The organism is Mesorhizobium sp. M0166 (assembly GCF_040322255.1).
Lineage (GTDB): Bacteria > Pseudomonadota > Alphaproteobacteria > Rhizobiales > Rhizobiaceae > Mesorhizobium.
Window position 1 is genome coordinate 115,354 of record NZ_JAMYTD010000012.1, and the last position, 13,344, is coordinate 128,697.

The 13,344-nt window shown below is 64.1% G+C and carries 8 protein-coding genes and 1 pseudogene; 5 read left to right on the forward strand and 4 right to left on the reverse strand.

The window, feature by feature from the left end; all coding sequences use genetic code 11:
• Nucleotides 1-5 precede the first annotated feature (5 nt).
• The 3 genes from NKJ46_RS15840 (at nucleotide 6) to NKJ46_RS15850 (ending at nucleotide 5,043) form a co-directional block, all read left to right on the forward strand.
• On the forward strand, nucleotides 6-1,475 hold the full coding sequence (locus tag NKJ46_RS15840; RefSeq protein ID WP_352665902.1) for a sensor histidine kinase: 1,470 nt from the start codon (nucleotides 6-8) through the stop codon (nucleotides 1,473-1,475).
• Between the two features lie 11 nt (nucleotides 1,476-1,486).
• On the forward strand, nucleotides 1,487-4,441 hold the full coding sequence (locus NKJ46_RS15845; protein WP_502903408.1) for a bifunctional [glutamine synthetase] adenylyltransferase/[glutamine synthetase]-adenylyl-L-tyrosine phosphorylase: 2,955 nt from the start codon (nucleotides 1,487-1,489) through the stop codon (nucleotides 4,439-4,441).
• Between the two features lie 146 nt (nucleotides 4,442-4,587).
• On the forward strand, nucleotides 4,588-5,043 hold the full coding sequence (locus NKJ46_RS15850) for an EF-hand domain-containing protein (RefSeq protein ID WP_352665904.1): 456 nt from the start codon (nucleotides 4,588-4,590) through the stop codon (nucleotides 5,041-5,043).
• Between the two features lie 255 nt (nucleotides 5,044-5,298).
• Here the strand turns inward: NKJ46_RS15850 and NKJ46_RS15855 are convergent, their stop codons facing one another.
• From NKJ46_RS15855 to pepN, 3 genes and pseudogenes are all read right to left on the reverse strand, one after another.
• A complete protein-coding gene (locus tag NKJ46_RS15855) occupies nucleotides 5,299-7,626 on the reverse strand; it encodes a PAS domain-containing sensor histidine kinase (RefSeq protein ID WP_352665905.1) in 2,328 nt (775 codons plus the stop codon).
• Nucleotides 7,627-7,807: 181 nt separating this feature from the next.
• Nucleotides 7,808-8,384, reverse strand: a pseudogene (locus NKJ46_RS15860) (oxidoreductase dimerization domain-containing protein); the annotation flags it as partial.
• Nucleotides 8,385-8,430: 46 nt separating this feature from the next.
• A complete protein-coding gene (gene pepN / locus NKJ46_RS15865) occupies nucleotides 8,431-11,076 on the reverse strand; it encodes an aminopeptidase N (protein ID WP_352665906.1) in 2,646 nt (881 codons plus the stop codon).
• Between the two features lie 154 nt (nucleotides 11,077-11,230).
• On the opposite strand from pepN, the gene NKJ46_RS15870 reads away from it, so the two are divergent.
• The gene (locus NKJ46_RS15870) at nucleotides 11,231-11,455 is read left to right on the forward strand and encodes a hypothetical protein (RefSeq protein ID WP_352665937.1); all 225 of its coding nucleotides are present in this window, start codon (nucleotides 11,231-11,233) and stop codon (nucleotides 11,453-11,455) included.
• Nucleotides 11,452-12,429 carry a DMT family transporter gene (locus NKJ46_RS15875; RefSeq protein WP_502903409.1) on the forward strand — a complete coding sequence of 326 codons (978 nt, stop codon included), beginning with the start codon at nucleotides 11,452-11,454 and terminating at the stop codon, nucleotides 12,427-12,429. The genes NKJ46_RS15870 and NKJ46_RS15875 overlap by 4 nt, the downstream gene beginning before the upstream one ends.
• Here the strand turns inward: NKJ46_RS15875 and NKJ46_RS15880 are convergent, their stop codons facing one another.
• Nucleotides 12,430-13,248, reverse strand: coding sequence for a helix-turn-helix domain-containing protein (locus NKJ46_RS15880; RefSeq protein WP_352665907.1), 819 nt, complete (start codon nucleotides 13,246-13,248; stop codon nucleotides 12,430-12,432). It abuts the gene before it with no gap.
• Nucleotides 13,249-13,344 lie beyond the last annotated feature (96 nt).

Below are 13,344 nucleotides of genomic sequence, written 5' to 3' on the forward strand. Positions count from 1 at the left end.
ATCCCATGGCTCTTTCCGTGCCGGCCATCATGAGGACGACGGCAGCGCGGCTTTCAGCGCTTTATCTTCTGCTTTTTGCGCTGTGCGCGGTGTTGCTGGTCTTGTACATGACCTCGCTGTCGGCGCGCATGCTGACCGCCCAGACGCAGGAGACGATCAACGACGAGGTGCTCGGCCTTGCCCGCGCCTATCAGCGCGGCGGCCTGCCGGTGCTGGTCCGCGTCGTCGAGCAGCGCTCCCGCCAGCCCGGCGCCAATCTCTATCTGATTGCCGATGCCAACGGGCAGATCCTGACCGGCAACGTGCAGAGCCTGGAGCCGGGCGTGATCGAGGCCGAGGGCTGGACCACCGAACCGTTCTCCTACCGCCGCTTCGGCGAGGGCGAGCTCGAGCGCCAACGCAACCCGGTCTCCGACCCGAACGAGCCCGCCCAGAGCGAAGTACAGGCCGAAGGCGAGAAGGGCCATAACGCCATTGCCCTGGTGCTGCGCCTGCCCAACCAGATGATCATGCTGGTCGGCCGCGACCTCGGCGAGCCGGAGCGCTTCCGCGCCGTTATTCGCCGCGCTCTGATGCTGGCGCTCGGCATGATGGGCGTCGGCGGGCTGCTGATCTGGTTCTTCGTCGGGCGCGCGGCGCTGAAGCGCATCGACAGCGTGTCGGAGGCGAGCCGCCGCATCATGGGCGGCGATCTTTCCGGCCGGCTGCCGGTCACCGGCGCCGGCGACGAGTTCGACCGGCTGTCGGAAAACCTCAATTCCATGCTGGCCCGGATAGCTACGCTCAATGAGGGTCTGAAGCAGGTCTCCGACAACATCGCCCACGACCTGAAGACACCGCTGACCAGGCTGCGCAACCGCGCCGAGGCGACGCTTTCCGGCAAGAACAACACCAGCGACTACCGGCAGGCGCTGGAAGGAACGATCGCCGAATCCGATCAGCTGATAAAGACCTTCAATGCCATCCTGATGATCTCGCGGCTGGAGGCCGGCTACTCCTCCGAAAGCACCACCAGGGTCGATCTGGCCGCTGCCGTGCACGACGTCGTCGAACTCTACGAGCCGGTGGCGGAGGAGGCGGGCGTGACCCTCGAAACCTCGGTGCAAGGTGCCTTCGCGGTCAACGGCAATCGCGAGCTGATCGGCCAGGCGCTGTCCAACATCGTCGACAATGCGATCAAATATTCGACCGACTCGACGTCTAAGCCTACGGTTCGCGTGACGCTGGAGCGTGTCGGTAGCGAGATCAGGCTCGCCGTCTCCGACAACGGCCAGGGCATTCCCGACGATGTCGACCGCGCCAGGGTGACCGAGCGTTTCGTGCGGCTGGAAAAGAGCCGCTCGCAGCCGGGTTCCGGCCTTGGCTTGAGCCTCGCCAAGGCGATCATGACGTTCCACAATGGACGGCTTGAGCTTCTGCCCGGCAATCCCGGCTTGTCCGTCGTCATGAGTTTTCCCGGGCGGGAGGATCGCTGATGGTGACGAGGATGGCAGTGCGACGCCTGGAAACGGACTGGCTGTTGAAGCCCGCGCTAAAGCTCGTTCCGCTGGATGCAGGCCGCGCCAGGCAGGAATTGTCGGAGATCGCCGACGCCGCGCGGCAAAAAGAACTGCCGCGACTGGCGAAATTTCTGGCCGGCAAGGGGGTCGTCCAGGATTTCCTCGCCGCGGTGTTCGACCTATCACCGTTCCTGCGCGATACGGCGCGCCGCCGGCCGCGGATACTCGATGCGCTTTTCGACGGGACGGTCGAGGCGCGGCTGTCATCGATCGGCGCCGCGGTCGACAAGGCAGCACGCGCAGAGGCCGTCTCTGAAAGCAGCCTGATGATGGAGCTGCGCCAATGCAAGGCGGAGGCGCATTTCCTGATCGCCTTGGCCGATCTCGCCGGCGAGGCCGAGACCTCGCTGACGGTGCGTCGACTAAGCGAGCTTGCCGACGCCTGCACGCGTGCGGCCGTCGATTTCCTGCTCCGCGACGCGCATGAGCAGGGCAAGCTCCGATTGCCGGATCCCAAAAATCCGGCGCGACGCTCGGGCTGGATTCTGCTCGGCATGGGCAAGCTCGGCGCGCATGAGCTGAACTTCTCCTCCGACATCGACCTCGTCGTCTTCTTCGACCCCGATGCGCCTGCCGTCGTCGATCCGCTCGATGCCACAGAGCTGTTTTCGCGCCTGACCCGCCGGCTGGTCCGTATCCTCCAGGACCGCACCGAGCACGGTTACGTCTTCCGTACCGATCTCAGGCTTCGTCCCGACCCCGGCTCGACGCCGCTGGCGATCCCGGTCGAGGCGGCGCTGCGCTATTATGAGGCGCGCGGCCAGAACTGGGAGCGCGCCGCCATGATCAAGGCGCGCCCAGTGGCCGGCGATGTTGCCGCCGGCGCCGTGTTCCTGAAGGAACTGCAGCCCTATATCTGGCGCAAATACATGGACTATGCGGCGATTGCCGACGTCCATTCGATCAAGCGCCAGATCCACGCCCACAAGGGCCATGGCGAGGTCGCGGTCAAAGGCCACAACGTCAAGCTCGGTCGCGGCGGCATCCGCGAGATCGAGTTCTTCGTCCAGACCCAGCAGCTCATCGCCGGCGGCCGCTTTCCCGAATTGCGCGGCCGCGAGACCGTGCCGATGCTCCGCGAGCTCGCCGCGCGCGGCTGGATCACCGCCGACGCGCGCGATGCGCTCACCAGGCAATACTGGTTCCTGCGCCGCGTCGAACACGCCATCCAGATGGTTGCCGACCAGCAGACGCATATCCTGCCGGAGGACGAAGAGGGGCTGGAGCGCGTCGCCCGCATGCTGGGCTTTGCCGATGCAGCAGGCTTTGCCGAAACGTTCCGCGCCGCACTCCACCAGGTCGAGCGCCACTATGCAGCGCTGTTCGAAACCGCGCCGGAGCTTTCGGCCGGCATCGGCAATCTGGTCTTTACCGGCGACGTCGACGATCCCGATACCCTGCAGACCCTGCAGCGGCTCGGCTTCCAGCGGCCGAGCGACATCTGCCGGGTTATCCGCGGCTGGCACTTCGGCCGCTACCGCGTCACCCGGTCGGCGGAGGCGCGCGAGCGGCTGACCGAACTGACGCCGGCGCTGCTGCAAGCCTTCGGCCAGACGCGGCGGGCGGACGAGGCAGTGATCCGCTTCGACGAATTCCTTGCCGGCCTGCCTGCCGGTATCCAGCTGTTTTCGCTGCTGCAGTCGAATCCGGCGTTGCTGAAGCTGATGGCGACGATCATGGGCGCGGCACCGCGGCTAGCCGCCATCATCACGCGCCGGCCGCATGTCTTCGATGGCTTGCTCGATCCGGCGCTGCTGAGCGAACTGCCAAACCGCGCCTATCTGTCGGCGCGCCTTGCCGCCTTTCTCGAAGGCGACAGGGCCTATGAGGACGTGCTCGACCGGCTGCGCATCTTTGCTTCGGAGCAAAAATTCCTGATCGGCGTCAGGCTGCTTGCCGGGTCGATCGATCCGCCGCGTGCCGGCCGCGCTTTTTCCGATCTCGCCGACCTGACCATCGAGGCGGCATTGCAGGCGGTAATGGCGGAATTCGCGTTGCGTCATGGCTATGTTGCCGGCGGCAGGGTGGCGCTGCTCGGCATGGGCAAGCTCGGCAGCCGCGAACTGACGGCGGGTTCCGACGTCGACCTCATCCTGCTCTACGATCACGACGCCGATGCCGAGGAGTCCGACGGCGACAAGCCGCTTGCCCCGTCGCATTACTACAGCCGGCTGACGCAGCGGCTGATCGCCGCCGTTTCCGCGCCGACCGCCGAGGGCGTGCTCTACGAGGTCGACCTTCGCCTGCGGCCGTCCGGCAACAAGGGGCCGGTGGCCACGCATGTCGATGCCTTCAAGAAGTATCAGCGCCAGGACGCCTGGACGTGGGAGCACATGGCGCTGGCGCGGGCCCGCGCGATCGGCGGGGATGCCGAGCTCTGCCGCGAGGTCGAGGAGGAAGTTGCCGCAGTGCTCGCTCTGCCGCGCGATCCAGCCAAGGTGATATCCGAGGCATCCGAGATGCGCGCCATGATCGACAAGGAGAAGCCGCCGCGCGATCCCTGGGACATCAAGCTGATCCCGGGCGGCCTCATCGATCTCGAATTCATAGCCCAGGTTGCGGTGATCACGGGAAAGATCGAGGCAGGCCGCAGGGCCACCGGCACGGCTGAGGTCCTGTCGCGCCTGGCGCCGGATTTCGCCAGCACCCAGGTCAGGCAGGAACTGGTGGATGCCTATTCGCTCTATCTGGCGCTGACCCAGATGATACGGCTTTGCCTTACCGGCGCGTTCGAACGCGACGACGTTCCGCCAGGGCTTTCGGATCTGCTTCTGGCGGTCACCGACCTGCCGGATTTCGGTGTGCTTGAAGCGCATCTCAAGGAGACGTCGCAGAAGGTCAGAAAGGATTTCGACCTTCTGCTTCGTGCGAAACAGCCGTGACTGCAACCAGCCGTACGGATGGGAGCATCGGACCCAAAATTACGACCTGCTTTTGGGAGGTTCCGATGTTCAATCAAAGAGATAGAGCGGGGGATTGAAGGTCCGCCGCTCTAGCATCGGGGGTGACGATGCAACAGGAGAAGACCATGAGAAAGACAACCAGACTTGCACTCGTTTTCGCAGCCCTGGCCGGCGCCGTCGGCACCGCTGCCTATGCAGACGAGCACTCCGGCGCCGGGCCGCGCGACGGCATGATGATGCGCCTTGGCAAGGTCATGAAGGACAATGACGGCACCATCACCTTCGACCAGTTCTCCGACGCCATGAACGCCCGGCTGAAGAAGATGGTCGCTGACAATGGCGGCAAGCTGACCGTGGCACAGCTCGCCGACGCGCTGGAGAAGGCACGCTTCGAGCAGATGGCCAGGCGCATCATCGCCCGTTACGACACCAAGGGCGACGGCACGCTGACCGCCGACGACATCACCAGCCGCCAGAAGAAGGTCTTCGCCATGCTCGACCGTGACAATGACGGCAAGATCGAGAAGAACGAACTGCCGAAGGGCGGTAAATGGGGTGGCAGCGGCAACGGCATGAAGTAAATATAATCGTATGAACTCCGGCGGCACCTGCCGCCGGAGACACCAAAGGCTCCATTTCTTCGCGCCCCCCTCTGTCCTGCCGGACATCTCCCCCACGAGGGGGGAGATCGGATTGCGCTCCGGGCTTCGCCAATTTTCAACGTTGCAGAAAAAGAGCTGGCGTAAATGAGAGCCAATCTCCCCCCAAGTGGGGGAGATGTCCGGCAGGACAGAGGGGGGCGCTGTCCCGCCGACTTTTCGAAATTTCCAAACGCTTTACGCCGCCGCCCTGACCGCCTGCGCGGCTTTCTTGATCGGGATGCGTACCGAGACGATCGTGCCGATGCTTTCGGTCGAGCGGATCTTCAACGCGCCACCCTGAAGCTCGGCCAGCGAGCGCGAGATGGCGAGGCCGAGGCCGGAGCCGGCATGGCTCTTGGAGAACTGGTTTTGCACCTGTTCGAATGGCCGCCCGAGCTTGCTCAACGCCGCCTTCGGGATGCCGCAGCCATTGTCCTCGATCGTCAGGATCAGCGCGCTGGAAATGCTGCGGGCTCTGACCGAGATGTGGCCGCCTTGCCCGGTGAACTTCACCGCATTGGACAGAAGGTTGATGAGGATCTGCTTGATCGCCCTGCGGTCGGCGAACAGCGTCAGCGAATCGGCAATGCGGGTTTCGACGGTGATCGACTTTTCCGCCGCCTGCAGCGAGACGACGCGAACCGTCTCCCTGATAAGCGGGCAGAGATCGATTTCTTCCTGATCCAGCGCGAACTGGCCGGCCTCGATCTTCGACATGTCGAGGATGTCGTTGATCACGCCGAGAAGATATTTGCCGCTGCCGTTGATGTCGGTGGCATACTCTTCGTAGCGCGGCGAACCCAGCGGCCCGAACAGCCGTCGTTCCATCAGTTCCGAGAAGCCGATGATCGCGTTGAGCGGGGTGCGCAACTCGTGCGACATGTTGGCCAGGAATTCGGATTTGGCCCGGTTTGCCGCTTCGGCGCGCTCGGTTTCCTTCATGTATTTGCGATTGAGTTCGACGAGCTCACGAGCCCGTTCTTCTTCCGCGCGGCGGGCAAGGCTGAGGTCGTGGATTGTCGCCATCAGCCGGCGCTCGCTGTCGACCAGCTTCTCCTGGTGCAGCTTGATCTGGGTGATGTCGGAGCCGACCGAGACGGTGCCGCCGTCCCTTGTCCGCAACTCGTTTACCTGCAGCCAGCGGCCGTCGGCAAGCTGGCGCTCGAAGGTGACGCCCCCCTGCGGTCCGTTGGTATTGGCAAGCCGCCGCTCCGAGGCGAAGGCCAGCATGCGTTCTTCCAGCACGGCGCGCGGGGCGCCCGGCATCACATCGCGATCCGACAGGCCGTTGTCCTGCTGGTATTTGGAATTGCACATGATCAGACGCTCGGACGAATCCCACAAGACGAAGGATTCGTTGATGTTTTCGATGGCCGTCCTCAGGCGCAGGTCCGCGGCTTCGGAGCGCAGCGCCAGATGCCGCTGCTCGGTGACGTCGACGGCGATGCCGATCAGCTGGATCTCCGGCGCTTCCGGATCGATAACCTGTGCTCTTGCCCGCATCCAAACCCATTGCCCGTCGGCATGGCGCATCCGGAACACCTGGTCGATATGGTCGATCTCGCGTGCGACGATCCTGTTGGCGAGTTCGAACAAATCGCCGTCCTCGGGATGAATGATTTCGTCGACTTCGCCGAACGACAGCATCGTGTCGCAAGGCTCGTAGCCCAGCATGTCGTACATCGAGCGCGACCAGTACATCTTGCCGCGCACCATGTCCCAGTCCCAAAGGCCGCAGCGGCCGCGCACCAGCGCCATGTCGATGCGCTGGTGGGCTTCGAGATAGATGCGATCGGCGGCCTGGGCGCGCGCCGCCTGGCCGAAATAGGCGTAGAGGATGATGATCAGCACACCGGCCGTCAGCACGAACAGCGTGACGTTGAGTGAGACCGTCTTGCGCCAGGCGTCAAAAACTGCCTCCTGCGGCACGAACGCTGCCGCGGCACCCCTTCGGCCATTCGCCAGGCTCACTGCCGCGTACCAGTCCTGTCCGCCGATGCTGACCTCCATTACCCCGGCGCGGTCGCCGAACATGAACAGCGGCTGCCCGCCCTGCACGACGCCATCGAGCGATCGCCCCTCCCAGTGCATCGACTGCGGCGATACGGCAATGATCTTGAAGGCGCTGTCGGTGATCGCCAGTACGTGGCTTCGGCCCATCGCGCCCTGACGACCGGTGCTCTCCAGCAGGTCCTGGATCGCGCCGGGCGCGGAAACCATGGTCGCGTCGGCGGCGATCGAACTGGCCAGTTGGCCGGCGGCCAGCGCAAGGATCGCCTTGGCGTCGCGCTCGATCTCGTCGCGCTCGTTCATCAGCGACAGAAAGCGCAGTACTGCGATGATCAACAGAAACATAATAATGAGGGCCGGTATCGATCGCCGCAACAGCGGCTCGGCTGCCAGCAGCCGTCGGTAGGCAGGTTCGGCGATGAGCCGCGTATTGCCTGCGAGACCGTCGCTTCGCGCCTCGCGACGCTCAAACGCCGTCCCACCGGGCGCGCCCCACGCGTCCGCCTTCGCCATAAATGGCACTCCCCGATTTTCTGTCCCGCTTGACGATCCGGCAACGCCGCACTTCCGAATCGTCACTAAAGAATCAAAGGTGATTCGCCTTGTCCAGAGGCGCGGCGAAAAAAGATTAAAAATCGACTAAAATTAACTGCACAGCGACGCTTTTGACACGACCGGCTCAATCTGGCGGTGTTCAGCCAGCACAACACGACAGCTTGGCGATGTCCTTGTCGAACGACAGCGCCGCGAGCTTCAGGCCCTCGACAGTGGTGAGATACGGAAAGATCGTATCGGTGAGGTAGTCGACGGTGAGTCCCTGCTTTATCGCCAGCGTCGCGGTCTGGATGCTGTCGGCGCCTTCCGGCGCAAGGACATGTGCGCCGAGCAAGCGGCCGCTACCGGCGTCGGCGACGAGCTTGATCAGGCCGCGGGTGTCGCGTGCGGCAAGCGCACGCGGCACCTGGTCGAGACCGATCGTCGAGGCGCGAACGGCATACCCGGCCGCGCGCCGCGGCCTCGGTCAACCCGACGCTCGCTACCTGCGGATCGGTGAATACGATGGCTGGCATGGCGCTGTTGTCGTAACGCAGGCTGTCGCCGTTGAGGGCGTTCCTGGCGGCGAGCTTGGCGCCGTAGGCGGCCATGTACACAAACTGGTCGCGGCCGGTAACGTCGCCGGCAGCATAGATGCCGGCTTCCGTCGTACGCATGCGGTCGTCGACGACGATGCCGCCCTTCGGCGAGACGGCGACGCCGCGCTCGGCCAGCCCATTCAGCGAAGCCGGCTGACACCCGTCGTCTGAATATCAACGCACCTTACGCCAGGGTGCGCTCGACGATGTCTCGCAAATCGGCCGACAGCTTCTCGGTATTGGCGATTGAAAGCAGCGCTTCCCTTGCCTTGGCCTGCCGCACGGGTTCGAGCGAGCGCCACGACCTGAGCGCCGTCGCCAGCCTGGCGGCCACCTGCGGGTTGCGTTTTTCGACCTGCAGCACCGTTTCGGCGAAAAGCCGGTAGCCTTCGCCGTCAGCGCGATGGAAGCCGGTCTGGTTGGTGCTGGAAAACGTACCGATGAGTGCCCGTACCCGGTTCGGGTTGGCCATCGAGAACGCTGGGTGGCTGATCAAGGCGCGCACTGCGTCGACGGTTTGCGGGCCGGGCACGCTGGCCTGGATCTGGAACCATTTGTCCATGACCAGCGGATCGGTCGCATATTTCGCCTCGAAATCGGCCAGCGCCTTAGTCGCCTCAGGTGAGCCGTGGTGACGGTGCGCAAGCACGGTCAACGCCGCGGCACGATCCGTCATGTTGGTCGCCGATTGGAAGTGCCGGGCGGCGAGCTCCGCGCCTCCCGGCAGCAAGGAGAGATAGTCCAGCAGGACATTGCGCAGCGCCCGCCGCCCGGCATTGGCCGCGTCAGGGCTGAACGGACCATTGTCGGCGAGCCGATCGTAAAGGTTGGAGAATACCTCGCTGTTGGCCTCGGCGATCGCAACCCCCAGCGCCTCGCGCGCCCCGAAAATGGCATCGGGGTCGATGTTCTTGCCGATGTCGCGGGCGATATCGGCCTCGCCGGGCAGCGCCAGCGCCAGTGCCCGATAGGCGGGTTCGAGCGCTTCGTCGCCGGCTATCTTGCCGGCAAGCCCGGTCAGCCGGGCGCCGAACTCGGGTTGCCTGTGGTCCAGGATCTGGCGAAAGGCTGCAATCAGCGCATCGGTCAAAAGCGTGTTGAACGCCTGCCAGCGCGAGAAGGCGTCGCTGTCGTGGCCAGCCAGAAAAAACTGGTCGTCGGGCCGCTGCTCGACCGAAAGCGTGACCGGCGCCGAAAAGCCGCGGTTGAGCGACATGGCGGGCCGCTCGGCAATCCCGGAAAACCGGACGACATGGCGGCGTTTGCGGATATGGATGACACCGTCCTCGACATTCGCCCCTTCGACGCCGCTATGGGCTATCGCCTCGCCACCGGCGCCAACCAGGCCGAACGCAAACGGAATGTGCATCAGCCGTTTGCGGCTTTCCGCCGGTGTTGGCGGCACCGACTGCTCGATTTCGAGCGTGAATTCCCGCGCCGCAGGATTATACGCCGAGCTGACGGTCAGGTTCGGCGTACCGGCCTGATGGTACCACAGCGAAAACTGCGACAGGTCGCGACCGGACACGTCTTCGAACACCTTGATGAAGTCTTCGATCGTCGCCGCCTGGCCGTCGTGACGTTCGAAGTAGAGGTCCATGCCGGCGCGGAACGTCTCGGCGCCGAGGATGGTATGGATCATGCGCACGACTTCCGAGCCCTTTTCGTAGACCGTCGCCGTGTAGAAATTGTTGATCTCGCGGTAGCGGCGAGGTCGGACCGGATGCGCCAGCGGCCCCTGGTCCTCGGGAAACTGATGGGCGCGCAGCGTACGCACCTCGGCGATGCGCTTGACGGCGCGCGAGCGCTGATCGGCCGAGAATTCGTGGTCGCGGAAAACCGTCAGCCCTTCCTTCAGGCAAAGCTGGAACCAGTCGCGGCAAGTGATTCTATTGCCTGTCCAATTGTGGAAATACTCATGCGCGATGATGGCCTCGATATTGGCGAAATCGGCGTCGGTCGCGGTTTCCTGGTCGGCCAGAACGTATTTGTCGTTGAAGATGTTGAGACCCTTGTTCTCCATTGCGCCCATATTGAAGTCGGACACGGCGACGATGTTGAAGACATCGAGGTCGTATTCGCGGCCGAATGCCTCCTCGTCCCATTTCATCGACCGTTTCAAAGCGTCCATGGCGTAGCCGGCGAGCCTCTCCTTGCCCGGTTCGACATAGATTCCGAGCTCGACGTTGCGGCCAGACAGGGTAACGAAACGGTCCGAGATCTTGCCGAGGTCGCCCGCCACCAGCGCAAACAAATAGGACGGCTTGGGGAAGGGGTCGTGCCAGACCGCATAGTGCCAGCCGCCGGCAAGCTCGCCGCTGCCGGCCGGGTTGCCGTTAGACAAAAGCAGCGGCGCCTCATGGCGCTGAGCTTCGATGCGCACCGTATAGACCGACAGGATGTCGGGGCGGTCGAGGAAATAAGTGATGCGGCGAAAGCCCTCGGCCTCGCATTGCGTGCAATAGACGTCGCTGGAGCGATAGAGGCCCATCAGCGCTTCGTTCTGTGCCGGCGCCAGCACGGTTTCGATTCTCAGTTGGAAGCGCCTTGTCGCAGGGGGGCTAATGATTGTCAGTTGGTCGGGCGTGGCGAGAAAATCCGCAGGGCTCGGTTCCTGGCCGTCGATGGCGATGCTGCGGAGCGTCAGCCCGTCGCCATCCAGCACCAGTGGCACCGACGCCGCAATCCCGTCGCGACGTTCGACCGTCAGCACGGCGGTGACATGCGTTGCTTCAGGCGAAAGGCGGAAAGTCAGGCTGGTTTCCGGAATGAGATAATCACTGGGGCGATAGTCTTCGAGCTTGAAGACCTGGCCGGTATCTGTGCGCATTCCTTGATTTTTCCTGTCGGTCCGGGAGCGGCGGGCGGGTCCGCTGGTCCAAATAATTTGAAGTCTGCGCTCTTTACACGAAACACTCCCTCGACAAAACTGCAGCGACGTCTATTTCGGGCGATCATTTCCCAAGCATCGTCGCGAGGCTTCCATGACCGTCGTCACGCCGAAATTCGGAATGAGCGCCTCTACATCGCGTCGCGAGGATATGGCCTTCATCAAGGGCGCCGGGGAGGCGGGTACGATCGGGTCGACGCCTGCCGCGCTCGATGCGGTGACCGACGCGCTCTGCCGCGCCTACGGCATCAGGCATATCGACATGCCGGCAACGCCGGCGCGCATCTGGGCGGCGATCAAGGAAGCAAAAGGGGCGTGACAGCCAGACCGGATTTGCCAGTGCTTGCTGCCGGCGACCACGCCGGCGAGCACAGCACGCTGACCGGGATCGTGCTCAAGATCGTATCGGTGGCGGTCTTCGTCGGCATGTCGTCCTGCATCAAGGCGGCAGGCACCGTGCCGGCGGGCCAGATCGTCTTCTTCCGCTCCTTCTTCGCCATCTTTCCGATCATCGCCTTCCTCGCCTTCCAGGGAAAACTCGGAACCGCCTTTTCGACGAAGCGCCCGCTCAACCACATTGCGCGCGGCGTCGTCGGTGTCTGTGCCATGGGGCTCGGCTTCTTCGCGCTGACGCGGCTGCCGCTGCCGGAGGCGATCACGCTGAACTACGCGCAGCCGCTGCTGGTCGTGGTGTTCAGTTCGATCTTCCTCGGCGAAGCCATCCGCATCTATCGCTGGAGTGCGGTTGCCGTCGGCCTGGTCGGGGTGCTGATCATCTCGTGGCCGGAACTGACGCTGCTCAGTTCGGGCGCTGCCCTTGGCGATCAGGAGGTGCTCGGCGTCATCGCCGCCCTCATCGCCGCGGCGATCTCGGCCATCGCCATGCTCCTGGTTCGCAACCTCGTCCAGAGCGAGCGGACGGCGACCATCGTGCTGTGGTTTTCGGTGACCGCGAGCGTCATGGCGCTGCTTTCGCTGCCATTCGGCTGGCAGGCGCTGACGCCAGTGCAGGCGGAGCTTCTGATTGCCGCGGGTTTTTGCGGCGGGCTTGGCCAGATCCTGATGACCTCGGCCTATCGCCATGCCGAGGCTTCCGTCGTGGCACCCTTCGAATACACTTCGATGATCCTCGGCGTCGTCGTCGGCTATCTGGTCTTTGGCGACGTCGCCACGATCAACATGCTGGTCGGCGGCATGATCGTGGTTGCGGCGGGGATTTTCATCATCTGGCGCGAGCGCCAGCTGGGTCTCGAACGCACCCGCACCCGCAAGGCCGTCGCGCCGGAAGGGTGATCAGCCCTTCGTTGCGTCGGTCCGCTCTTTCGCCAGCCGCATCAGCACCGCCCGCGTCTGCTCGTCGGCGGGGAAAAAAGATTCGATCGCCAGTTCCGACAGCGTCACGTCGAGCGGCGTGCCGAACACGGTGATGGTGCTGATGAACGACAGCACCGCGTCGCCATGGGCAAGCTTGAGCGGATGGACAATCGCGTTTGGTTCGACCGGCGCCGGCCGGCTGCCTTTAAGGCCGGACGGATAGGCCCGAAGCTCGCGCTCGAGCTCGACCAGAACCGGATCGGCGGTAGCGTCGTTCTGCCGCTTTAGCCGCTCCAGAAGATGCGTCCGCCACTCCGCAAGGTTGACGATGCGCGGCGCGATGCCGCCGGGATGCAGGCTGAGGCGCAACACGTTGACCGACGGCTTCAGCAGGGAGGCATCGGCGACATTGGCGAGGAACGGGCCGATGGCGGCGTTCGCCGATACCAGGTTCCAATGCCGGTCCACGGCAAGCGCCGGGAACGGCTCGTGCGCCTTGAGCACGGTCTCGACCGCCGCCATCGCCGGTGCCATCGAGGCATCGTCAAGTGGTCGTTCGCTGAAGCTCGGAGCAAAGCCGGCGGCCAGCAGCAGCTGGTTGCGCTGCCTGAGCGGGATCGAGAGCTGCTCTGCCAGATGCAACACCATATCACGCGAGGGTGCGGCGCGGCCGCTTTCCACGAAACTCAGATGCCGCTGCGAGATCTCGGCCTCCATAGCAAGGTCGAGCTGGCTCATGCGCCGGCGTGTACGCCATTCGCGAATGAGACTGCCGGCGGAAATCTGGGCTGCTGTCATGACGAGACGACTAGGCCGGAAGTGGGCGCATTTCAATTACCTGCGAGGTCATGATGCCGCCCTTCCTTCCTCGCAAGGGGAGAACGGAAGACGCGC